Genomic DNA, 21,708 nt, shown 5'->3' with positions numbered 1-21,708 from the left:
GGTAAGCCAGTCCTCGTGAGGTATGGTCCATCGGAGATAGATAAAAACAGGCGAAATCCGCAATGGACTTCGCCTGACCTTCCTTCTACCCGTTATTGGAATCGATACGGGTTTCCTGCTTCTCACCCTGGTCTTGACGGTCCCGGCTGGTGGTTTGGTTACGTGTCCCTTTTGGACTTTCCATGTACTCCTCTACTTCCTTTTGAAACGCCTCATCATAGTCACGCACACCTATCACCTCCTGTCCTTTATTTTGACCCGGGTGATCACATATTATTTTCCTGAAACCTTTTACCCGGTCATGCGTCTTCTCCTATAGGAATGATAACCCTTGTACAATTTTTCAATTGGATGTGAATATGGATATGGAGATGTTATCGCGCACTCGCACACACAAGCGAGTCAAGCGTAAAAGACCAGGGCGTTGGGTTAAGAAATGGCTCCTCGGCACTGCCTTAACCTGTACAAGCTTAGCGCTGCTGGGAATTATTTTTTTATTTGGAACGAAAAACGGAGTCGAATTACGTGAGTGGGCGGCAGGCACTTTGTTGACAACACAGCACGATTACTGGGCCCCCTATACGTTTTTACCTGATGAAAAATTGAAAGAACTAAAGCAGCAAATTACACATCCGACCGTTATCAATTCCGAAGGCACAGGCACTGCAGGACCTCCTGTTCCGCCGAAATCGAATCTGGTAACCGTCACACTTCCGGAGAAACCAAAGGAGCTAATCGAGATTGAGGAAATTGACATCTCGAAAGGAAGTTATTACTTTAAAGGAAAAATCATGTACATTAGCGACCCGAGCAGAGTACGACTCGTCGTCACGAATCGCAAGGACCGTGGAGATCTGCTTGATGAGTTTGTGAAGAAAACAGGAGCCATCGGGATTGTCAATGCGAGTGGATTCGCTGATCCAGACGGCTACGGCAAAGGAGCGCATGCCTACGGCGTCGTCATCCACGACGGAAAGATTTTGCAAGGCTACAATCCGAGAAGCGGAGAAACCGCGTTAGGGCTTACCTATGACGGTAAACTGATTACTGGCAGCTACTCGGCTGAACAACTCGTAAAGATGGGCGTGCGTGACGCTGTGAGCTTCCGTCCCCAGTTGATTGTAAACGGGAAAAATATGTTTGAAGGAAAGCCTGCCAAGAGCTGGGGCATTCAACCGCGTACCGCAATTGGACAAAAAGAAGACGGGACGATCGTATTTGCTGTCATTGATGGACGCCAGCCTGGTCATTCCATCGGCGCAAGCATGAACGACATGGCGGAAGTATTGGCCGAGCGCGGTGTGGTGACAGCAATGGCCATGGATGGTGGTTCCAGCTCCATGATGCTGCACAACGGTGAAGCCATTACGAAAACATCTTCTCCGTATCATCGAGGCCGCTATTTGCCAAATGCGTGGGCTGTTTTTTAGAGAACGGCTGAGATGATTTAGAGGAGGGTTAAGATTTATGGACAAATTGTTTCATTACAGTGAAGACCCGTCCATTGCAATTTTTCATCCTCGCGCCCATCCCTCCCACCCCACACTTGCTCCAGCTGTATGGGCGATTGATGAAGCACGAGCGCCGATGTATTATTTACCGCGAGATTGCCCGCGGATTTGCTTTTACAAAAAAGCAGATTCTGAGGCAACAGACGTCGAGCGCTTTCTTGGCTTGACGACTGCCAAAATGGTTATGGCTATCGAAAGTAAATGGTATCCCGTGCTTACACAAACAAAGCTATATGAATATACCTTCTCTCCAGAATCTTTTTATTGCTGGGACGAAGGCGCGGGCTACTATTTGTCAAACGAAACCGTTACGCCACTAGACGTAAAGCCATTAGGAGACCTCGTACACTGCCTTAGCCAAGCGGATATTGAATTGAGAATCACTCCTTCGCTGTTGCCGCTGCGAGATTCACTGCTACAAAGCAGTCTGCACTTTTCCATGATCCGTATGCGGAATGCGTCGCTCACATAAAAAAACAGGCAGTCTCACCCGATGGTGGCTGCCTGTTTTTGCTTTTACAATTTAATCGGTGTTTTTGCCTGTTCCAAGCTCCATTTCTCAACATCCCACGTCTGTGTAACCCAATCCTCATAAAATTCAGGTTCGTGGCATACGAGAAGGACGGTCCCTTTGAACTCCTTCAAGGAGCGTTTGAGCTCTTCCTTGGCGACGACATCCAAGTGGTTCGTCGGCTCGTCAAATACTAGCCAGTTGCTTTCGCGCTGCAGTAATTTACAGAGGCGAACTTTTGCTTGCTCGCCCCCGGACAGAGCGTTCAAGTTACGATTGATATGCTCATTTTTCAAACCACAACGTGCCAGCGCTCCGCGAACTTCATGGTTATTCATGGCAGGGAATTCATTCCATACATCATCAAGTGCAGTGATTGGCTTCGCCTTTACTTCTTGCTCGAAGTAAGCAGGATGGAGGAAATCGCCTTTCTCCAGCTTTCCATCCAACGGAGGAATCACACCAAGCAACGTTTTCAACAGGGTAGACTTACCGACACCGTTCATGCCGACAATCGCTACTTTTTCACCGCGCTCCAGCTTCACGCTAAGCTTCGGCAGCAATGCATGAGAATATCCGATCTCCAGGTTTTCAGCCTCGATGACAAAACGGCTACTTGCCCGGGATTCCTTAAAGATAAACGAAGGTTTCGCAGCCGTTTCCGGCTTGTCGATGCGATCCATTTTATCGAGCTGCTTTTGACGGCTCTTCGCGCGGCCGGTAGTAGACGCACGTGCTTTATTGCGCGCAATAAAGTCTTCCATTTTTGCGATTTCTTCCTGCTGCTTCTCAAATGCGTCAAAGTGCTGACTGCGTTTTGTCTCAGACTGTGCCAGGAAGGATTCGTAGTTCCCTGTGTAACGATTCAGCTTGGTAAATTCCAAATGATAAATCACATTCACGACTTCGTTCATGAAGGTCGTGTCATGGGAAATCAGCATGAAAGCGTAAGGGTAATCCTTCAAGTAGTTTTTCAGCCACACGATATGCTCTTCATCCAAGTAGTTCGTCGGCTCATCCAGCAAAAGAACAGTTGGTTGTTCCAGCAGCAATTTTGCCAAAAGAACCTTGGTACGCTGACCACCAGAGAGGGATGCAACGTCACGTTCCAAACCGATTGCACTCAAGCCCAAAGCGTTGGCGATTTCATCTACTTTTGCATCGATCAAATAAAAGCCGCTTGTTTCTAGCTTGTCTTGAATTTCGCCCATCCGCTCCAGCAATTCTTCCAGTTCCTCTGGAGTTGCCTCGGCCATCTTTTCACCAATCGTCATCAGTTCCGCCTCTTGCTCCAAGAGTGGCAGGAAGGCGTCCTTGAGTACGTCACGAATCGTTTTGCCAGCTTGCAGCTTGGTATGCTGATCCAAATATCCGTATTCGATTTTGGGCATCCATTCAACACGACCGTTATCAGGCAAGTTTTGGCCTGTCAAAATCCCCATCATCGTTGATTTTCCAGTACCATTTGCGCCTACGAGTCCTACACGGTCATTCGGTTGCAAACGGAAAGACACATCGCGAAACAAAACACGGTCCCCAAAACCATGGGACAAATTATCTACAATCAAAACACTCATGCTCTATTCTTCCTCCTGATCTGTTTCCTCTATGAGGCTTACAACAAAATTCTTTCAAAAAAAGTAGGAGCGTACCGTGTCACATATGATTCGCCCGTAAATACCAATTCGTCCAGCCGGACACGCATATCCTGAAGGTTGACACTTTCCCCGGCGATGTTCAAGATCGCAGCTCGTGTCATCGCCCTCAGAATATTGACTTCTGTAGCCAGCTTGTCACCGAACAGCTTGCCGCTATGCACAATCTCTGAGCGATGATTGTACGATTTTTTTACAAACTGTGCAATCCGTTCACGCTGCAAGGCGGTTTCTCCAAAATAGTACGCCATTCGGACACGCAATTTATAGGTAATCTCGCCTTTTTTGCCATCGGGAACGAACAATGATTCCAATGCAATCCACAGATCCAACAGCTGATCCTCGTAGTTTTTCTTCTCCAGTGAAAGCGCATAGCGACGAAAAGCAAGGGACGGCAGCTTCTGTTCGACTAATGAAGTAAAAATACCGGCAGTTTCGTCATCAAATGTGTACTTGTCACCATCAAGCGATCGCTTCAAATACGTAATGCCATACATATTGCCATTGACGGTGATGATGTAAGGAATCGAACAAGTCCCCGTTGTGGATGCTAGATTCAGCTTACTTTCGATTTCTTCAATCCACACCCGATCATCCGTTACTTTCATCTCTTCGTGATCCCCGACTAAAAATAAACTGCTGGGATCTACACGCAAATCAAAGGTTCGCTTGTTCTCGTCCATCTCATTGCGCAAGAAACGAGACGCGATCTCATATGGCCTCTTTGCGCCTGATATGAGCGTGTACGAATTAGGCAAATCGATCCGAACGGGCTGTGCTGTTGTTGAATTGAATACGGGGGCGATTAAGACCGGCATAGTTCTCGCTCCTTCCAGACCAGCAGAGCTCGTTTATTGTTTACATAATAAATATTATGTTCTATAAACAGTATCGTGCCATTCTGTAGTTTTGACAACATATCAATTCCTTCTAAATGTGGACATGCTTCCTCACCATACGAGTTTGGAACAACCTCATTATAGAATACCAGCATTTCCTATGATTCGTCATCATGTGTTTACGCCAAACTAGGTAAAGAAGGAGTTGATTTTATGGAAAAGGACCATATTCTTGATGAAAATCCGCATCAAACTTACAATAATGTAGCTCGCCCGCTGGAACAGACTGGCGAACCCCAACCTGGCTCTAAAAAAGTGAAGCAGCAAAATCATTCGCGCTCCATCCAAACACGCGAAGGATAATGAATGGCACCCGGCTCCATTGCAGTCGGGTGCCACTACCCTTCCTTTTTTTTACATCAAAAAAGATTGAATTGTCCCACAAGGATGCACTATGATAAATTTAGTATCCTTGATGGAGGTTAAGTGAAGATGATCACCATTCCACTTCCGGGCAACCATAGCCCTCTTTCCAATTTGATCAGCTATAGTGTTTCACCGCTGTACGAGATGGCTGCTAGTTTGTATACTCTCGCCCAAGAGACACCTCCCGAGCGCTTTGTATATTGGACCGAAGAAAAGTTAGAGCAGTTTGAGTCAGCCCGTCTTTTAAAAGAATGGGGTTATTTTGTCCCCCTCTTTCGATATGGGATCCCAGACTCATTTGACCCCCTACATACAAAAGGTGTGATGGCTGTCGATGATCAATATGAGTACTTCGTAACACTTCCCACTGATCATTTTGTGCGTAGCATGAAACCGATCTTAGAGGAGTGGCTATCGCATCACGATACTCCTGTGGTTGCCTTCGATTTAGAAGAGGATGCCGATTATGTGAAAGGCCGTTTCAGCCTGTTCGTTTCATCTTATTGGCAGTTATTTTTTGAGGCGAATTGGGAGGCGATTGCTCCCAAATTCGTACGTGAAGCAGAACGGATTTATTACTCTTTACAAGGAATCGAATCCCTTACTACCTATCTGCAATCCATTTCTCCCGCAATTACCTATGACACAGAATCTCATCAGCTTACCTGTCCGAGTAATGGTCCAAGCTACGATGCACAGCATCTCATTCTTTATCCTAGCTATTATTATGCCCAAGAACCCACGCTTACGAAAAAAGGCTGTAATGCCCATTTGCTGTATTCCATCTCGGAAATACACACTCAACCAAAAACGCCCTCATGAAGGGCGTTTTTCATGTTGCATATGTGCGACAATCAATTTATCTAATTGTTGACTGATTCTCACGATTTCAGGGTCAAGAAAATTGTAACCTGCATTTTTTGCTGCGCGCTCTAGCTTTAGTCGCAAGTCATCAATCATCTTACTCGTAGTTTCCATGCTGCAGCCCCCACCTAACGTTGTCTCCCACTATTTTACATTATATAAGAACAGGTGGAAAGGGTAAGATGTGGAAGAAAAAGCCTTGCACCCATTTCGGGCACAAGGCTTTTCACACTTTTTACTTCATGACGTGGATCGGACGACCCAGAGCCAATTCAGCAGCTTCCATTGTTACTTCACCCAGTGTTGGATGTGCGTGAATGGTCAGCTCGATGTCTTCGAGTGTTGCGCCCATTTCGATCGCCAATCCGATCTCTGCGATGATGTTGGATGCTTCTGGACCAACGATTTGCGCACCCAATACGAGATTCGTTTCTTTTTCTGCAATCAGCTTCACGTAGCCTTCGCCTGCATTTACAGACAGAGCGCGACCGTTTGCTGCGAATGGGAAACGACCTACAACGTAATCGATGCCTTTTTCTTTTGCTTCTTTCTCATTGATTCCTACGCTTGCGATTTCTGGATCGCAGAATACAACCGCTGGAATCGCCTTGTAGTCCACTTCTGCTGGATGGCCAGCAATCGCCTCAGCGGCAACCTTACCTTCGTAGGAAGCTTTGTGAGCCAACGCAGGACCTGCTACGATATCCCCGATCGCGTACACGTTAGGAATGTTCGTGCGGCCTTGCTTGTCAACAACGATCAACCCACGATCAGTCACGTTCATGCCGATGTCGCGAATACCGAGTTCATCTGTATTCGGACGGCGTCCAACAGTAACGAGTACGTATTCCGCCTCGATTTTTTGTTGCTCGCCTTTTACTTCTGCAGTCACGATTACGCCGTTTTCTGTCTCTTCCATTCCTTGTGCCAATGCTTTTGTATGGATGGTAACGTCGAGCTTTTTCAGCTTGCGCTCCACCAAACGTGGCATGTCTGGCTCAAATCCTGGCAAGATTTGATCGGAACCTTCCAAAATCGTAACTTTTGTACCAAACTTCGCGAACACCGTACCAAGCTCGATACCGATGTATCCGCCGCCAATTACCACGAGGCTCTTCGGCAGTTCAGTCAAGGACAGCGCTTCAGTAGAAGACATTACGCGTTTGCCAAACGGGAATGCAGGCAACTCGATTGGACGCGAACCAGTAGCAATGATGCAATGCTGGAAGCGATAACGGTTGACATCATAACCGTGGAATACTCGTACTTCATTTTCACTTACGAACAGCGCTTCACCAGGGATTACCTGGATTTTGTTGCCTTTGAAGAGGGAGCCAACGCCACCAGTCAGTTGCTTTACGATGCCGCTTTTCCACTCTTGTACTTTGGCAAAATCCACTTTTACATTTTCCATCGTGATACCCATGGATTCTGTATGTTGTGTGTGCTCATATGTGTGTGCAGCGTGGATCATCGCTTTGGAAGGAATGCAACCTACGTTCAGGCACACGCCACCCAGTTCACCTTTTTCCACGACAGCTACTGTTTTTCCCATTTGAGCAGCACGAATCGCTGCAACATATCCACCTGGGCCGGCACCGATTACGAGCACGTCTACTTCTGTGGTAAATTCACCTACTACCATTGTCTCTTATCCCTCCATGACGAGCAGCGTTGGGTTTTCCAAGAGCTGCTTCACGTAGTTGACGAAACGCTGTGCAGGTTCGCCATCAACCAAGCGGTGGTCAAAGCTCAAGGACAGGTGCAACATTTGACCTACCACGATTTCTCCGTTTTTCACAACTGGTTTTTCGCTAATGCGGCCAACACCCAGAATGGCTACTTCTGGATGGTTAATGATTGGCGTGAAGAACATACCGCCAGCAGAACCGATGTTTGTGATGCTGAAAGTAGAACCTTTCAACTCATCTGCAGTTGCTTTGCGGTCGCGTGCTTTCTTCGCCAACTCGCCGATTTCGCCTGCGATTTGGAAGATGGATTTACTGTCAGCCGATTTTACAACTGGAACGAGCAAACCGTCTTCTGTAGAGGTAGCGATACCGATGTTGTAGTACTTTTTGAAGATGATTTCTTGTTTTTCATCGTCGATAGAAGCGTTGAGTTCTGGGAATTTCTTCAGACCAGCTACAACTGCTTTCACGATCATAGGCAGGTAAGTCAGCTTCACACCACGCTCTTCAGCAAGTGGCTTCGCATCTTTACGCATAGCGACAAGCGCTGTAACATCCACTTCGTCGAAGATAGTTACGTGTGGTGCTGTGTATGCGGATTTCACCATTGCTTTCGCAATTGCTTTACGCATACCTTTCAGCGGAACGCGCTCTTCCAGCTCGCCTGCTGTAGGTGCGTGGTGAACAGTTGGAGCCGCTGCTGCTTGTGCTACACCTGTAGCTGCTGCTGCAGGAGCTTCAGTTGCTACTGGAGCTGCCACTGCTTGTGCAGTTGGTGCTGCTCCGCCAGATACGAAGCGATCTACGTCTTCGCGTGTGATGCGACCCAATTTGCCTGTACCTGGTACATTAGCCAATTGAACGCCTTTTTCACGAGCGTATTTGCGAACGGAAGGCGTAGCCAACACGTGTTTACGGTCAATTGGTGCCGCTACTGCTGTTGCAGTTGCTTGTGCCATCGGCGTTTCCAGTGCTTGGTTCGCATTTGCGCTCACTTGGGAACCGATGTCGCAGCCTGGCTCCATTTTTTCTGCAGCTTCAGGCGCTGGTGTCGCTTCAGCAGCGTGGGAATCGCCATGGCCATGGTCTGGCAGGTTCGGAATTTCGCCTTCTACGTCAAACTCGATCAGTGGATCGCCGACTACGGAAACCGTACCCTCGGTTACTTTCAGTTCGATAACTTTCCCTTTAACAGGCGACGGCACTTCTACAACCGCCTTGTCATTTTGTACTTCCATGATGACTTGGTCTTCTTCAACGGAATCTCCGGGCTGTACGTGCCATTTGACGATTTCGCCTTCATGGATACCCTCGCCGAGCTCCGGGAGTCTGAATGTAAAACGACTCACAGTATCTCCTCCTTAATAGAGATTTATCATTTATTTTTAGTTATTATCGGCCGAAAGAAGGCGGAAAGCTTTCAACTTTTCCGCCATTATGTCTGTTTCTCAATTAAAAATCGAGGACTTGTGTCAGACCATCTACTACACGTTTTACGTCAGGCAGCCATACATCTTCTGCTTGAGCAAACGGGTAAACCGTATCTGGTGCTGTAATACGCAGTACTGGTGCTTCGAGGTGCAGGATTGCACGCTCGTTGATTTGCGTGATGATTTCTGCCGCAACACCAGACGTTTTTTGTGCTTCTTGAACAACGATCGCACGGTTTGTTTTCTTCACAGAAGCTACGATGGTATCGATATCGAGTGGGCTGATGGTGCGCAGGTCGATTACTTCTACTTTTGCTCCACGCGCTTTCTCGATTTCTTCTGCTGCTTTCAGGCTGGTATGCACCATCGCACCATAGGTGATGATGGTAACATCGCTACCTTCTTTTACTACGTTTGCTTTGCCAAGTGGAATCGTGTACTCGCCTTCTGGAACTTCTTGACGGAAGGAACGGTACAGCTTCATGTGCTCAAGGAATACAACTGGATCGTTGTCGCGAATCGCGGAGATCAACAATCCTTTTGCATCATATGGGTTGGAAGGGATAACCACTTTCAGACCCGGAGTTTGCAGCATCAAACCTTCCAAAGAGTCCGCATGCAGCTCAGGCGTTTTTACACCGCCACCAAATGGGGAGCGGAATGTAATTGGGCTCGTGAAGCGACCACCGGAACGGTAACGCATACGGGAAGATTGGGATGCTACAGCATCAAACGTTTCAAATACGAAACCGAAGAACTGAATTTCTGCTACTGGACGGAAGCCGTTGATGGAAAGACCGACAGCCAAACCGCCGATTCCGGACTCAGCAAGTGGTGTATCGAATACGCGCTGCTCGCCGAACTCAGCTTGCAGACCTTCTGTTGCACGGAACACCCCGCCGTTGTTACCTACGTCTTCACCGAAGACAAGAACGGTTTCATCGCGCTTCAACTCTACGCGCATTGCATCCGTAATGGCTTGAACCATTGTCATTTGTGCCATGGCTTATTTCGACTCCTTCGCCAGGAATTCTGCCTTTTGCTCTTCGAGTGCAGGCGGCAGTGTCTCAAACATTACATCGATCAGTTCGCTAACTTTCATCTTAGGTGTTTCGTCCGCTTTTTTGATTGCGTCCGCAACAGCTGCTTTCGCTTCTTCGATGACAGCTTCTTCGTCTTTTTCGCTCCAGAGGCCTTTTGCTTCGAGGAACTTGCGGAAGCGGATCAGTGGATCGCGCAGTTCCCACTCGCTTTGCTCTTCACCTGTACGGTAACGAGTTGGGTCGTCACCAGCCATGGTGTGAGGACCATAACGGTACGTCATTGCTTCGATCAGAGTCGCACCTTCGCCATTCACGCCGCGCTCTTTCGCTTGTTGAACCGCGTAGTAAACTGCGAGAATGTCCATACCGTCAACGCGTTCGCTAGCAATACCAGCCGCAACTGCTTTGACTGCGATATTTTCAGAAGCCGTTTGTTTTTCGAACGGCAGAGAGATCGCATAACCGTTGTTTTGGGAGAAGAAGATAACAGGCAGCTTGTATACCCCTGCAAAGTTCATACCCTCGTAGAAGTCACCTTGGGAGGTCGCACCGTCACCAAAGTAGTTGATCGCAACGTTCTTTTCACCGCGCAGCTTGTAACCCATTGCAACACCTGTTGCTTGTGTACATTGAGCCGCGATGATGATTTGTGGCATCAACACGTTTACACCTTCAGGAATTTTACCACCCTCGATGTGTCCGCGGGAGTACAGGAATGCTTTATGCATAGGGTAACCATGCCATACCATTTGTGGAATATCACGGTAGCTAGGCAGGACAAAATCTTCTTTAGAAAGAGCAGCCTCGGAACCGATCATGCTTGCTTCTTGACCAGCTACTGGTGCATAGAAACCAAGACGGCCTTGGCGGTTCAAGCTGATTGCGCGTTGGTCCCATACACGGGTAAATACCATTTTACGCATCAGTTCGCGCAATTCATCATCGGAGAGCTTAGGCATCAAGTCAGGACGAACAACCGTACCATCCGGGGCAAGAATTTGCAGCGGGGCGTTGTTCTCTGTTTGTTCAACAGCAGTGGATACGCTCATCACATTCACCTCGTCACTAGAATAAGGGACTTCCTTTTCCCGAGTTGCCCTTTGTCGCCTCTATCTGAGCATCAGCTCGATGAGTGACGAATGCAATTCGCGGCGGAAGTGACCCTGTTAAAAACCAGAAGAAAGTTGCATGGTGCAAGAAAGGGCTTACAGCGCCGTTTGCAACACCCTGTTATATTGCAGACAAAATACCTGTTTAATGTGTTACAGTATTGATATTACAGGGTTTATTTCCTCTCTGTTATCATTTACTATATAAGCTGTATCAGTTTTTTTCAAGGCTTAGTTTTTCATTTGAGCAAACAGGGAGTGTGAATCGATGTCTGACTATGTAAAGCGAACCATAATGAAAGAAGAAGTGCCCAGCATCCACGTGGACACTCCCCGCTCGGTCAAAGTATACCTACCGCCGGGGTACAATGAGCTTCTTTCTTACCCTGTTGTGTATTGCCAGGATGGGAACGACTTTTTTACGATGGGGCGAATCGCGACCATCTCCAATCAATTGATTCTGGAAGAAGGTATCGAACCCTACATCGTCGTCGGTGTCTCAGTCGATCGCAACAAGCGCACGAGCGAGTATTCTCCATCGGGGTCGAGAAACGCAGCCTATCTGCGTTTTTTCACCGAAGAGCTGATTCCTTACATAGAGGAGCATTATCCTGTGCGCCGTGATCCTGGTTCTCGTATACTGGCAGGAGACTCTTTGGGTGGAACCGTTTCTTTGCATCTCGCATTGGAACACCCCGACCTCTTTCCACAAGTACTCGCGCTGTCCGGGGCGTTTTTCCAGACGACACTCGACCCGCTTTTGAATCAGTCCAGTCTATCTTGGCTGCGAATCTGGATGGTTGTCGGCCTCGATGAAACAGCTGTGGAAACAAGTGCGGGTACCTTCGATTTCGTGCAATGGAATCGCGAGGCAAAACAGATTCTTGAGGACAAGCAAGCAACCTTGTCCTATCGAGAAAAACCAGGGAATCACGTCTGGGGTTTGTGGCAAAAAGAGCTGCCTGACGCTTTGCGCTACTTTTTCCCACCTCCACGTCTGTAACCATTACGAGCCATTGATTTCTTTAATATCCTCGTACCCGTAATACCGGCCATCCACCAGGAAAATACCTTGGTGGTTGGCTTTTTCAATTTCGCCCGCTACCTGATTGTCGTCGTTTAGGACGATGTTGACAATCTTGCTCTCGTCCCGTTTCATTTGATTGAGAATGCGTTCTCGCTCTTTAGCCGAGATCATATCTATCCCTCTTTTCCCCTATGTTGGATAGCTATAGTATTTCATTGGCAGGTCTGAATTACACACAAGTGAGTCAACCGAATGGAACCAAAAAAAGCCTTGCCGCCCTCCAATTTTCCGGGCACGGCAAGACTTTACTACGACTTTATTTATTGTTCGATGGTTGTATATTTAAAATCTCTACCACCAAACGGGTTGATCAAAAATCCTTTGACCTTGTCATTTTTTATATACGGTCTTGCGCCATAATACACAGGAGCAATCGGCATTTCCTCCATTAAGATGGTCTCTGCCTCACGCATGATCGCATTACGCTTCGTCGTGTCTTTTTCCAAGTAACTCTGGACGATTAGCTCGCGGTATCTGTCGTTTTCCCAAGCAGCGTCGTTCGTCCCCACTGTTTTGTCCTTGAAAATTTCCAGGAAATTGATGGGGTCGTTAAAATCAGCACCCCAATTTCGGTAGGCAAACTGATAGTTTTTGGCGCGCTTGTTTTGTAAAAATACTTTTTCCTCCAAGCCACTAATTTTTACATCTACACCAAGGCTTCTTTTCCATTGATCCTGAAGAGCTTCAGCCAGCTTTTTCTGACGATCGTCACCTGAACCATATGTGTATGTCACGTCAGGCATCGTCAAAAGCCCCATCTCCTTTAACCCTTCAGCCAATAACTGTTTGGCCTTGTCTACATCCTCTTGAAAATAGTCATTTCCACTGAGTTGCATAGAGGGCGGAACCCATGCAAAAGCCGCAGGCACCCCTGTCTGTACGATTCCATCGACGAGAGGCTGCCGTTGGATCGAATACGAGAAGGCTTGTCGAATCTTTTTATTCGTAAAAGGGGGCTTGGTTGTATTAAAGGTGACTGCAACTGTGTTCGGATACGGCGCCATTACGATTTTTCCTTCCCCCTGCAAAACAGGGATCACATCGACGGGCAACACGTAGCTGGGATGCCCTCCCCAATCCAAATCACCAGAATCAAACAACGCTTGAGCGGTGTTGGTATCGGTAATCATGCTCCAGACGATTTTGTCGAGCTTCACAGCTTCTTTATCATGATACTTCTCGTTTTTCACAAGAACCAATTTGTTTTTATGCTCCCACAGCTCCATTTTGAATGGGCCGTTGCCCACGTAGTTGTCCGGAGACGCTGCCCAGTCTGGATGTGCCTCCAAGGTCTTTTTATGTAAAGGAAACAATGTCGGGAAAGCCGTCAGCTCATAAAAAAACGGAGCTGGCGAATTGAGCTTGACCTCTAGTGTAAAATCGTCTAGCGCTTTGACCCCTACGCCTTCATGCGATCCTTTCCCTGTGTTGAATTCCTCAGCCCCTTTAATGAAATAAAGCATGTAGGCATATTCGGATGCTGTCTTCGGGTCGAGATTTCTTTTCCAAGCGAACTCAAAATCATGGGCGGTTACCGAATCTCCGTTGCTCCATAGCGCATTCGTTTTCAATGTAAACGTGTACGTCGTCAAATCCTCGGATACCGTATAACTGTCGGCAATTGCGTTGGCTATTTTCCCATCCGGTCCATAGCGAGTCAATCCTTCAAAACAAGCAGTAATGACATCAAAGGAAGTGCCATCGGAAGCAAGACCGGGATCTGCTGTCGGAGGCTCTCCACCGTCTGCGTTCCAATTCAATACCATCTCTTTTCCCGTTGGCTGCGTTGGTTGAGATGCCTGCTCATTCGGTTTGTTCGTTACCGCCGTTTCACTTGAACTACATCCCGCTAAAACTTGAAGCAACAAGAAGCAGCTCAAAATGAAGCTCATCCTCTTTCTCATCGAGTCCATCCCCCTTGATTCCATTCGATTCCGTACACTAGTAAACGCTCTTGCTTTATCACACTACCATGATAACGCAAGTGTGGACGAAACAAATCAGACGGTATGGCGAAAAACAGATCGCGTTAAGACTCTTATTTTGTACAAATTGTCTAATTATTTGGAATTCATTATCAAGACAAAGAAAAAAGCCAGTCTTCCCTTCGGACTGGCTACAAGCGGTTGATACAATTACACCGTTTCCAATAATTGCTCTACTGCTGCAACAACGGTCTCAATATGTTGATCGGTAATGTGTCGATGCGTCGTAAAGCGAATGACATACTCGTCAAAATCAACTGCGAGCACTCCTTTTTCCTCCAAACGGTCCAAGAAGGCGACAGCTGTTTGTCCAATCGAGTCTGTATTCACCAGCACGATATTCGTCTCGACTTGCTCGACCTGAAGCGTTAGCTGGCGCAAGCCTCTTGCCAATTGCTGTGCCCGTTCATGGTCTTCTGCCAATCGTTCGGTCATCTGTGTCAGAGCGATGATGCCCGGTGCTGCCAAATACCCTGCCTGGCGCAGCCCGCCCCCCAACTTTTTCCTCCACCATCTCGCTTCTTCGGTAAACGCACGATCTCCAGCCAATATGGAACCAACTGGAGCACTCAGCCCTTTGGACAAGCAAATCTGAACGGTATCGGCAAAAGCGCTTAGCTCACTGACTGCAACACCTTGGGCCACAGCCGCATTGAAGAGACGAGCACCGTCCAAATGAACGGGAATACCGTGTTTTTGTGCTGTATCATAGACACTCTTCATTTGCGCGACAGAGATTACCGCCCCACCAGCACGATTATGTGTATTTTCGAGACAGATCAATTTTGTGCGAGGAAAATGGATATTGTTGCCCCGAATCGCTCTCTCTACATCTTCTGCACGCAAAGCACCACGTTCTCCAACCAGCGTCCGTGTTTGCACACCAGCCAATGCCGACATAGCGCCGCCTTCATAGTAAAAAATGTGCGAATCCGCTTCCGCAATGACCTCGTCTCCGTTGACACAATGCGTCAAAACAGCTACCTGATTGCCTTGCGTGCCACTTGTTACGAACAGGGCAGCTTCCTTTCCGAGTATTTCAGCCGCGATCGCTTCCAAACGATTGACAGTTGGGTCCTCTCTATAAACATCATCACCAACCTCCGCTTCCGCCATTGCTCGAAGCATTTCCTCGGTTGGTTTCGTAACGGTATCGCTGCGCAAATCGATTTTCATAGATGACTCTCCTTCCACCCTGTTGTCATTCTCTAGACATATCGTAACACTTTCAACATTGCATCCTGATTTCCCTCTTGCTAAGATGGAGGGGTAACTTACATACAGTTAGGGGATTTGACCTGTGAAACTAAAAATCACTCGTAACGCTGCCAAACAATTGGCTCCAATCATCGAGCAAGAAGAAGACAAAGAATTGAAACTGCGCGTTTATATTACTCACTCTCATGGTGATCATGCACACTACGGACTCGCTCTGGACAAGCCAACGGAAGAAGATGTTGTAATCTCGACCGACAAAGAGATCGATGTGATCGTGAAAAAGGATGAGCCATTGCTGGATGGCATCGTCATTGATTACCTCTTCTTGCCGCAAGAAGGCTTTGTTATTACCAACCCTTCTAAAGGTAACACCGGCGACCACTAAGCATGATACAGATAAACCCTCTGCTTTTATACTGGCAGAGGGTTTTCTTTGATACGTAGATTCTTATTCGTCAGTAGCCATGATGTACAGCTCTGTCGGTAAATCTTTCAGCAATAGTGAAGAAGCGTCTTCAACCTGCGTCATAACTAGGCGATGGACCGGACGAGTCATCCCGACATACAACAGTTTTGCGTCCCATTCATTATTTTGATAGGCGTCCACATCCAGTAAAATGACTACATCGAACTGCAAGCCTTTCGTTAAAAAAGCAGGCATGACGGTTACGCCACCCGGAAATTGGTTATCCTTGCTGCCTAACAGAGTCAGATCAGCTATCTTGTCTTGTAGGCCTTTATGTGCTTTTTTACTCGCTTGAATGGTTTTCGCTACGATCGCAATCGTTTTGAAGCCTTCCGATTGGTAGGCAGTCACACGCTGAGAAATGTCCTCCCACAGTTGTGCTCGCGAACGAGCCTTGACCATGATTGGTTTTTCCCCATGTCGCAAAACCGGTTTTGCCAATACCGTCTCGGGCAATTCAATTTGCCGCAACACTTCATTGGCACAACGCATGATCTCAATTGTAGAACGATAGCTTTGCGACAACGTATAATAGGAAGGAAACAGCTGGGCAAAAATCCCCTTCGTCAACTCTTCCCACGCATGAATCCCCCGGTAGCTATGAATGCCTTGCGCAATATCTCCCACGATCGTGAGCGAGTTTCTCTTGGTTGCCAATGCAATGACGGCTATTTCTAACGCACTCAAGTCTTGTGCTTCATCCACGACCGTATGATCAAAATGCTCTGCCTTATTCATTCCTTCAACAATATGCTGCAAGTATAGCAATGGCGCGATATCTTCCGGCTCCAATCTCTCCTCTGCAAACAGCGCAGCACTTGACTGCGTCACATCACGCACAACTTCGTCTGAAATATCAGCAGGTACGAGCTTGCGCAGCAATTCCCCGTCAGCAATCAGCTCGCGATAAGCTGCGAAGATTTCCAGTCTTGGAAACGAAGTCAGATATGTATCCAGTATTTGCTCCAGCATTTTCTCGAATTTGTACAAGCCTTCTTTGTCCAAATCGACTTTTCGCTCTCGCAAATGGGCAAATAATTGCTTGTTCATTTCTTGTTTCAAATGCTTGCGAAGCGCTTCTACCCTGCGATGATACGGCATATTCCCGAATTGCTCCAGGAAGCATTGGCGAATAAAATCACCTGGAATTGTAAAGACTTGCTTCGTTTTGTTGTATAAAAAGCTGAGCTTCTTAAAAGGAATTCTTGTTTCGACGATATGCCGAATGTATTGCTCCAGCGCCTCCCGACAAGCGAGCGATCCTTTGAAACGAAGCCTGTTTCGCGTCATTTCTTGCTGGCGCTCATCTTGCCCCTCTTCGAAGAACAATTGAAGAGGTTTATCAGGACTCACGATTTTCCACCCTTTTGGCAGCAGTGGCTTCACAAGACGCGCTGCCCAGTCTACAAAGGTAGACTGTTGAACGTCATCTACGCCGAGTTCAGGTAAAACCTCGGATATATAGGTAAGAAACATCCGGTTAGGTGCAAACACCATGAACTTTTTGGACATCATGGAATCCTGATAGTTATAAATCAAATAGGATAGTCGGTGCAGCGCGATGGTCGTTTTTCCGCTCCCCGCTACTCCTTGCACAACAATGGGCCGTTCTTTTTCCGCCCGGATAATATCATTTTGCTCGGATTGAATCGTAGCGACGATGTCTTTTAGCCTGCTATCGTTCGCCTGATTCAGATTGGCTGCCAAAAATTCATCGATGAAGCCCTCTTGCAAAAATTCGTCGGGATGCCCCATTTCGCGGTTAATCGTTTCTTTTACCGCTCCATCATAGATGCCGACGATCTTTTCGTCTTCGATCGCAAAATTACGCTTTAATCGAACTTCACCACGCACAATTTCGCGTCCCATCCGGTAAAACGCGTCTTTGCTCTCACCGGAATAATAAAGACTGGCGATAGGCGCGCGCCAATCCACGACGACACAATCAAACGTATCGCTGCGTACAATTCCTCGTTTTCCTATGTATACCTGATCCAGCTCGTAGATCTCATCTTTCAAAAAATCCACTCTGCCGAAATACGGCTTCTCTCGACCTTGATCTTCGAGGTAGCGCAAATCCTTAGCCTTTTTATAGTTAACGACCTGTTTCACATAGTCATCTGTTGCCTCGCGAATTTCATTGCGAAGCTGCTCCATTTCTTCGTCGATCGCTGAAATTGTTTCATCCAGCTTTTTTTGTTCCAATTCATAATCACGATGCTGTGTACTCACATTCATTCCCCCTCACATGTATCGTGTCATTGAACGTATTAAGACCATTGCCTAGCCAACCATATTCCAACCCCACAAGAAAGTAGTCCGACTCCCAAACTGAGAAGAGCGTACAAAGTGCCACGCAACAGGTGACCTTCTCCCCAAAAAGAAACCACTTCCAAGGAGAAACTAGAGAACGTCGTAAATCCTCCCATGACCCCCGTTGCAAATAAAAGATAGAGTGTCGGAGATAAAATGCCACGTTCTTTCCCCAGCACGAACAAGATGCCGATGATCAAAGATCCACAAACATTGGCGATCCAAGTTCCCCACGGCCATCCCGGCTGATTCGCGAGCAAAGACAATAGGTAGCGCAAAAGTGAGCCAACTGCTCCTCCAACCGCCACAGCTATCCACGCCACCGCTTTCCCTCCCTGAATATCAAAGCGTTATGTATGTCACAGAAAAAGACACCCTAGCGTCAAGCGAGGATGTCTGTCGTATCAGTAATTGTTATCTTACTGTTTTGGCTTATTTTCTTCAAGGTCTTCCACATAACGGATGGAATCCAAATTTGCTCTCAATGAAAGCTTAACGGCGTCAATGTACTTTTGGCGCAATGCTTTTTGTTCGAGCTTTTCCTCTTCGGTCAAACCTTCTTCGCGAGATTTTTTGACCAATTCGTTAATGCGTTTAATTTCTGCGTCAGATACCACTGCTGGTTCCTCCCACTCTGTAGTAGTGCCGATTCATTATACCACATTCGAATGATCCCGCAAGACAGCCGAACACTTACGGAGTATCAGGAAGCATGAGAGTCTGACCTGGGTAAATCCTGTTACTCTCTAAACCGTTCGCATCCTTAATCTCTATTATATAGTCACGAACATCCATATGCTGATCTGTATTGTATTGAACAGCTAACGACCATAGGCTATCTCCAGATTGTACGGTTACTTCTATTCCTTGTGGCTCCTCCATGGGCGAAGAAGCAAACACTAGTTCGGTCAATAAGTAAAAAAAGAGAGTAAATGTTATAAGAAACAAGAGAGCTTGTCCTCTCGTGATACCAAAACGAACTCGACGTTCTTCTTTTTTCTCGAAACGATTTCGTGCTGTCGATGAATTCATAATAATGGCCTCCTCGCAAACATACGTTCTGATCATTTGTAACCTCATGATAAATGAGAACATATGTTCATGTCAACAAAGAATCGAACTTATGTTTGTCGAACGCAAGCTCCCATGGTATAATATAGGAAAATATGTTCGAGAAATCAGGGGTGTCTTTCTATGTCAAAATTATCGAGTAGACAACAAGCCATCATCGAGTTCATACGAAAGGAAGTTCGTGATAAAGGATATCCGCCATCTGTACGTGAAATTGGTGAGGCTGTTGGACTAGCTTCCAGCTCAACAGTACATGGGCATTTGGCACGCTTAGAGAAAAAAGGCCTCATTCGTCGAGATCCTACCAAACCTCGTGCCATCGAATTGCTATCAGATGAAGATCGTTTTCAAGACAATTTCGAAGACTCTGTCGTCCGTGTGCCAGTAATCGGAAAAGTAACCGCTGGACAACCGATCACTGCCATTGAGGATGTGGAAGAGTACTTCCCGCTTCCAGACAATATCGTGACTTCTGACAAGGTCTATATGCTGCGCGTCTCCGGGAACAGTATGATTGATGCAGGGATTCTCGACGGAGATTACGTAATTGTTCGCCAACAGCACGTAGCGAACAATGGTGACATTGTCGTAGCCATGACAGAAGAAGACGAAGCGACCGTCAAAAGATTTTTCAAAGAAAAGAACCACTTCCGTCTCCAACCGGAAAATGCCACAATGGAACCGATCATTCTGGAGAATGTCACCATTCTCGGTAAAGTCATCGGTGTATATCGACTCATTCACTAGTTTCCACGTAAAAAAGGACAGCCTCGGCTGTCCTTTTCGTTTTCTATATGTTATCTGGCGACAAAAAACCAGATGATCATCGTAACTTGCAATATGACTTTTACGACCGCACTACCCAAAAATCCGATCAGTGAGCCTACGCCCGCTTTCACTGCTCGCTCCATCGACTGCTTCTGCACCATTAACTCTACCAGAACGACGAATACGAACGGCAAGATCAGCATACCAAACGGTGGGAAAACGAAGATCCCGAGGATAATTCCGACCGCAGCAGCAACGGACGACCACTTGGACCCTCCGTACCTTTTCACGAAGTACATGTTCGTCAGCAAGTCAGCACCATAAAGCAGAATGCTTAGAACGACCATTCCCCACCAAAAGGATGCGGGCAATCCCGCTCCCGGATCTGCAATGAAAAAGTGATAGAGCAAAAAGCCCGCCCACAGTAATATCGTATCAGGTAAAACAGGTAAAAAAATTCCTGCGATGCTTAGCAAGAACAATAACACGACCACTACCCACAAAAATATTTCCATCTACTACACTCCCTTCATCTAGGTATACGAGTGATTACCGATTTCGTTGCGTACTTATTCACTTTTGTCTAAACTATTTTAAAAGAAAGTAGACATGGAGGTAGTCTCTTGAGAAATTGGCATGATCTCTCTTATTTGGGCAGAGGAACGATGCGCCAAAAAGCGGCGTGGGAAGCGATTAAACAGACGCACATCATGGAAGTACTATCCGATTACCGTCCAGTGCTTGCCGGAACCATCCCTTTAGACATTGACGTCAAGCAAAGCGATCTGGACATTATTTGCGAGAGTCATGATCTGGAACAGTTTGAGCAGGCTGTGCGTACAGCATTTGGCTGCTTGCCCGGATTTGAAGTGACACACCTAGATGTAAAAAGTACTCCCACGTCCGTTATCTCGTTTTTCACAGCTGACTTTTGGTTTGAATTGTTTGCTCAACCGGTAGCTGTCGAAAAGCAAAATGCCTATCGTCATATGGACATCGAAGCACGTTTGCTAGACATAGGAGGCTTGGATGCATGCCAACATATTAGAGCTCTGAAGCAAAGCGGCATCAAAACAGAGCCTGCATTTGCCAGGTACTTTCATATTCCGGGTGATGATCCATACGAGGCATTGTTGCATTTGGAGTCGTTAACCGAACAGGAATTACGACAAAAAGTTCAGCTCCTGCGAAAGGATTAATCTTCAAACAAAGAGCCGATCTCTACTTCTTGAATACAGGAAGGACCATCATTTTTCGGACTGCCCACTTTGGCGGATACCGGATATACCATCATCTCGCCGGAATCGTAGGGGGTAAACAGCGACTGGAGCTGCAACCGATCATACTTCTCCCGATCAAGCCATAAGTCCTCATCATCTTTCTTTAAGATGACAGGCATTCGCTCATTTTTATTAAATGTCAACAAAATCGTACTGAGTATTGCTTTATTCGACATTTTCTATGGTGTAACACCTAAATTATGTCGCTAGTATACGTTTGAGATGCATATCTTGTTGCAAGGAAGTGATTATCATGGAAAATTCATATAATAACCCTACAGCTAATAACTCTGAGGACACTATGAAAGAAGCGATTGTTGTAGGTGAATCATATCACTTCTGGTTGGATGCAGAGGAAGATGTATATGATCAAAAGTACAGAAAATAAGAGTCGGTGTGTAGAGAAAGTCCCCTTTCGTCAAAAAGGGGACTTTTCCTCGG

Annotated in this window: 26 protein-coding genes; 9 read left to right on the top strand and 17 right to left on the bottom strand. The window is 46.8% G+C overall.

Translation table 11 applies throughout. The features are described from left to right. Positions 1-85 precede the first annotated feature (85 nt). Entirely contained in the window at positions 86-229 is a 144-nt protein-coding gene (locus HP399_RS14170; protein ID WP_007718864.1) for a hypothetical protein, read from the bottom strand. Positions 230-365: 136 nt separating this feature from the next. On the opposite strand from HP399_RS14170, the gene HP399_RS14165 reads away from it, so the two are divergent. Both HP399_RS14165 and HP399_RS14160 read left to right on the top strand, forming a co-directional pair. Further along, on the top strand, positions 366-1,430 hold the full coding sequence (locus HP399_RS14165; RefSeq protein WP_173619605.1) for a phosphodiester glycosidase family protein: 1,065 nt from the start codon (positions 366-368) through the stop codon (positions 1,428-1,430). Between the two features lie 37 nt (positions 1,431-1,467). Continuing rightward, entirely contained in the window at positions 1,468-1,983 is a 516-nt protein-coding gene (locus HP399_RS14160) for a DUF6886 family protein (protein ID WP_173619573.1), read from the top strand. Positions 1,984-2,027: 44 nt separating this feature from the next. Here the strand turns inward: HP399_RS14160 and HP399_RS14155 are convergent, their stop codons facing one another. Together HP399_RS14155 and HP399_RS14150 are read right to left on the bottom strand one after the other, a co-directional pair. Beyond that, on the bottom strand, positions 2,028-3,599 hold the full coding sequence (locus HP399_RS14155) for an ABC-F family ATP-binding cassette domain-containing protein (protein WP_173619574.1): 1,572 nt from the start codon (positions 3,597-3,599) through the stop codon (positions 2,028-2,030). A 38-nt stretch (positions 3,600-3,637) separates the two neighbouring features. Next, positions 3,638-4,495 (bottom strand): HEPN domain-containing protein, encoded by an 858-nt coding sequence (locus tag HP399_RS14150; protein WP_173619575.1) that lies wholly within the window; start codon positions 4,493-4,495, stop codon positions 3,638-3,640. A gap of 234 nt (positions 4,496-4,729) precedes the next feature. On the opposite strand from HP399_RS14150, the gene HP399_RS14145 reads away from it, so the two are divergent. Beyond that, positions 4,730-4,879, top strand: coding sequence for a hypothetical protein (locus HP399_RS14145; RefSeq protein WP_015891582.1), 150 nt, complete (start codon positions 4,730-4,732; stop codon positions 4,877-4,879). A gap of 129 nt (positions 4,880-5,008) precedes the next feature. Then, complete coding sequence (locus tag HP399_RS14140; protein ID WP_173619576.1) at positions 5,009-5,764, top strand: hypothetical protein; 756 nt, start codon at positions 5,009-5,011, stop codon at positions 5,762-5,764. Here the strand turns inward: HP399_RS14140 and HP399_RS14135 are convergent. From HP399_RS14135 to pdhA, 5 genes are all read right to left on the bottom strand, one after another. Continuing rightward, complete coding sequence (locus HP399_RS14135; protein WP_173619577.1) at positions 5,759-5,920, bottom strand: aspartyl-phosphate phosphatase Spo0E family protein; 162 nt, start codon at positions 5,918-5,920, stop codon at positions 5,759-5,761. The genes HP399_RS14140 and HP399_RS14135 overlap by 6 nt on opposite strands. Positions 5,921-6,041: 121 nt before the next feature. After that, positions 6,042-7,451: a dihydrolipoyl dehydrogenase gene (lpdA, locus tag HP399_RS14130; protein WP_007718888.1), complete on the bottom strand. Its 1,410-nt coding sequence runs from the start codon at positions 7,449-7,451 to the stop codon at positions 6,042-6,044. 6 nt (positions 7,452-7,457) lie between these two features. Further along, on the bottom strand, positions 7,458-8,846 hold the full coding sequence (locus tag HP399_RS14125) for a dihydrolipoamide acetyltransferase family protein (RefSeq protein ID WP_173619578.1): 1,389 nt from the start codon (positions 8,844-8,846) through the stop codon (positions 7,458-7,460). Positions 8,847-8,949: 103 nt separating this feature from the next. Beyond that, positions 8,950-9,930 carry an alpha-ketoacid dehydrogenase subunit beta gene (locus HP399_RS14120; RefSeq protein WP_007718902.1) on the bottom strand — a complete coding sequence of 327 codons (981 nt, stop codon included), beginning with the start codon at positions 9,928-9,930 and terminating at the stop codon, positions 8,950-8,952. A gap of 3 nt (positions 9,931-9,933) precedes the next feature. Further along, entirely contained in the window at positions 9,934-11,019 is a 1,086-nt protein-coding gene (gene pdhA, locus HP399_RS14115) for a pyruvate dehydrogenase (acetyl-transferring) E1 component subunit alpha (protein WP_007718903.1), read from the bottom strand. Between the two features lie 328 nt (positions 11,020-11,347). Here pdhA and HP399_RS14110 point away from each other — a divergent pair, with 328 nt between their 5' ends. Beyond that, a complete protein-coding gene (locus tag HP399_RS14110; RefSeq protein ID WP_173619579.1) occupies positions 11,348-12,082 on the top strand; it encodes an alpha/beta hydrolase in 735 nt (244 codons plus the stop codon). Between the two features lie 3 nt (positions 12,083-12,085). On the opposite strand, the gene HP399_RS14105 is transcribed toward HP399_RS14110, so the two are convergent. The 3 genes from HP399_RS14105 to ltaE all read right to left on the bottom strand — a co-directional run bounded on the left by HP399_RS14105 (position 12,086) and on the right by ltaE (position 15,327). Beyond that, positions 12,086-12,277, bottom strand: coding sequence for a hypothetical protein (locus HP399_RS14105; protein WP_173619580.1), 192 nt, complete (start codon positions 12,275-12,277; stop codon positions 12,086-12,088). Positions 12,278-12,426: 149 nt separating this feature from the next. Next, positions 12,427-14,070 carry a peptide ABC transporter substrate-binding protein gene (locus HP399_RS14100; RefSeq protein ID WP_173619581.1) on the bottom strand — a complete coding sequence of 548 codons (1,644 nt, stop codon included), beginning with the start codon at positions 14,068-14,070 and terminating at the stop codon, positions 12,427-12,429. Positions 14,071-14,301: 231 nt separating this feature from the next. Further along, on the bottom strand, positions 14,302-15,327 hold the full coding sequence (gene ltaE, locus HP399_RS14095) for a low-specificity L-threonine aldolase (protein WP_173619582.1): 1,026 nt from the start codon (positions 15,325-15,327) through the stop codon (positions 14,302-14,304). Positions 15,328-15,451: 124 nt separating this feature from the next. Between ltaE and HP399_RS14090 the strand changes: the two genes are divergently transcribed. Continuing rightward, entirely contained in the window at positions 15,452-15,754 is a 303-nt protein-coding gene (locus HP399_RS14090) for a HesB/IscA family protein (protein WP_007718917.1), read from the top strand. A 63-nt stretch (positions 15,755-15,817) separates the two neighbouring features. Here the strand turns inward: HP399_RS14090 and HP399_RS14085 are convergent, their stop codons facing one another. The 4 genes from HP399_RS14085 to HP399_RS14070 form a co-directional block, all read right to left on the bottom strand. Further along, positions 15,818-18,067 (bottom strand): HelD family protein, encoded by a 2,250-nt coding sequence (locus HP399_RS14085; RefSeq protein ID WP_173619583.1) that lies wholly within the window; start codon positions 18,065-18,067, stop codon positions 15,818-15,820. 38 nt (positions 18,068-18,105) lie between these two features. Beyond that, positions 18,106-18,471: a fluoride efflux transporter CrcB gene (crcB, locus tag HP399_RS14080; RefSeq protein WP_173619584.1), complete on the bottom strand. Its 366-nt coding sequence runs from the start codon at positions 18,469-18,471 to the stop codon at positions 18,106-18,108. 96 nt (positions 18,472-18,567) lie between these two features. Beyond that, the gene (locus tag HP399_RS14075; RefSeq protein WP_007718933.1) at positions 18,568-18,765 is read right to left on the bottom strand and encodes a DUF896 domain-containing protein; all 198 of its coding nucleotides are present in this window, start codon (positions 18,763-18,765) and stop codon (positions 18,568-18,570) included. A 76-nt stretch (positions 18,766-18,841) separates the two neighbouring features. Then, positions 18,842-19,180: a cell division suppressor protein YneA gene (locus HP399_RS14070; protein WP_173619585.1), complete on the bottom strand. Its 339-nt coding sequence runs from the start codon at positions 19,178-19,180 to the stop codon at positions 18,842-18,844. A 162-nt stretch (positions 19,181-19,342) separates the two neighbouring features. Between HP399_RS14070 and lexA the strand changes: the two genes are divergently transcribed. Further along, on the top strand, positions 19,343-19,966 hold the full coding sequence (gene lexA / locus HP399_RS14065; protein ID WP_016743448.1) for a transcriptional repressor LexA: 624 nt from the start codon (positions 19,343-19,345) through the stop codon (positions 19,964-19,966). A 50-nt stretch (positions 19,967-20,016) separates the two neighbouring features. Here the strand turns inward: lexA and HP399_RS14060 are convergent, their stop codons facing one another. Next, a complete protein-coding gene (locus HP399_RS14060) occupies positions 20,017-20,502 on the bottom strand; it encodes a DUF456 domain-containing protein (RefSeq protein ID WP_173619586.1) in 486 nt (161 codons plus the stop codon). Positions 20,503-20,610: 108 nt separating this feature from the next. Between HP399_RS14060 and HP399_RS14055 the strand changes: the two genes are divergently transcribed. Continuing rightward, the gene (locus tag HP399_RS14055) at positions 20,611-21,186 is read left to right on the top strand and encodes a DUF4269 domain-containing protein (protein ID WP_173619587.1); all 576 of its coding nucleotides are present in this window, start codon (positions 20,611-20,613) and stop codon (positions 21,184-21,186) included. On the opposite strand, the gene HP399_RS14050 is transcribed toward HP399_RS14055, so the two are convergent. After that, complete coding sequence (locus HP399_RS14050) at positions 21,183-21,443, bottom strand: SOS response-associated peptidase family protein (protein ID WP_228088520.1); 261 nt, start codon at positions 21,441-21,443, stop codon at positions 21,183-21,185. The genes HP399_RS14055 and HP399_RS14050 overlap by 4 nt on opposite strands. Before the next feature lie 77 nt (positions 21,444-21,520). Here HP399_RS14050 and HP399_RS31005 point away from each other — a divergent pair, with 77 nt between their 5' ends. After that, positions 21,521-21,655, top strand: a complete 135-nt coding sequence (locus HP399_RS31005) for a hypothetical protein (RefSeq protein WP_255654154.1) — start codon at positions 21,521-21,523, stop codon at positions 21,653-21,655. Positions 21,656-21,708 lie beyond the last annotated feature (53 nt).

The organism is Brevibacillus sp. DP1.3A, assembly GCF_013284245.2.
Classification (GTDB): domain Bacteria; phylum Bacillota; class Bacilli; order Brevibacillales; family Brevibacillaceae; genus Brevibacillus.
The sequence above is the reverse complement of the archived record's forward strand: the minus strand, read 5'-3'. Positions and strand labels throughout refer to the sequence as shown.

Bases quoted from the DNA above. Each gene is read 5' to 3' on its own strand.
- HP399_RS14165 (WP_173619605.1), top strand. From the start codon at position 366: ATGGAGATGTTATCGCGCACTCGCACACACAAGCGAGTCAAGCGTAAA.
- HP399_RS14160 (WP_173619573.1), top strand. From the start codon at position 1,468: ATGGACAAATTGTTTCATTACAGTGAAGACCCGTCCATTGCAATTTTT.
- HP399_RS14155 (WP_173619574.1), bottom strand. From the start codon at position 3,599: ATGAGTGTTTTGATTGTAGATAATTTGTCCCATGGTTTTGGGGACCGT.
- HP399_RS14150 (WP_173619575.1), bottom strand. From the start codon at position 4,495: ATGCCGGTCTTAATCGCCCCCGTATTCAATTCAACAACAGCACAGCCC.
- HP399_RS14145 (WP_015891582.1), top strand. From the start codon at position 4,730: ATGGAAAAGGACCATATTCTTGATGAAAATCCGCATCAAACTTACAAT.
- HP399_RS14140 (WP_173619576.1), top strand. From the start codon at position 5,009: ATGATCACCATTCCACTTCCGGGCAACCATAGCCCTCTTTCCAATTTG.
- HP399_RS14135 (WP_173619577.1), bottom strand. From the start codon at position 5,920: ATGGAAACTACGAGTAAGATGATTGATGACTTGCGACTAAAGCTAGAG.
- lpdA (WP_007718888.1), bottom strand. From the start codon at position 7,451: ATGGTAGTAGGTGAATTTACCACAGAAGTAGACGTGCTCGTAATCGGT.
- HP399_RS14120 (WP_007718902.1), bottom strand. From the start codon at position 9,930: ATGGCACAAATGACAATGGTTCAAGCCATTACGGATGCAATGCGCGTA.
- pdhA (WP_007718903.1), bottom strand. From the start codon at position 11,019: ATGAGCGTATCCACTGCTGTTGAACAAACAGAGAACAACGCCCCGCTG.
- HP399_RS14110 (WP_173619579.1), top strand. From the start codon at position 11,348: ATGTCTGACTATGTAAAGCGAACCATAATGAAAGAAGAAGTGCCCAGC.
- HP399_RS14105 (WP_173619580.1), bottom strand. From the start codon at position 12,277: ATGATCTCGGCTAAAGAGCGAGAACGCATTCTCAATCAAATGAAACGG.
- HP399_RS14100 (WP_173619581.1), bottom strand. From the start codon at position 14,070: ATGAGAAAGAGGATGAGCTTCATTTTGAGCTGCTTCTTGTTGCTTCAA.
- ltaE (WP_173619582.1), bottom strand. From the start codon at position 15,327: ATGAAAATCGATTTGCGCAGCGATACCGTTACGAAACCAACCGAGGAA.
- HP399_RS14070 (WP_173619585.1), bottom strand. From the start codon at position 19,180: ATGAATTCATCGACAGCACGAAATCGTTTCGAGAAAAAAGAAGAACGT.
- lexA (WP_016743448.1), top strand. From the start codon at position 19,343: ATGTCAAAATTATCGAGTAGACAACAAGCCATCATCGAGTTCATACGA.
- HP399_RS14060 (WP_173619586.1), bottom strand. From the start codon at position 20,502: ATGGAAATATTTTTGTGGGTAGTGGTCGTGTTATTGTTCTTGCTAAGC.
- HP399_RS14050 (WP_228088520.1), bottom strand. From the start codon at position 21,443: ATGTCGAATAAAGCAATACTCAGTACGATTTTGTTGACATTTAATAAA.
- HP399_RS31005 (WP_255654154.1), top strand. From the start codon at position 21,521: ATGGAAAATTCATATAATAACCCTACAGCTAATAACTCTGAGGACACT.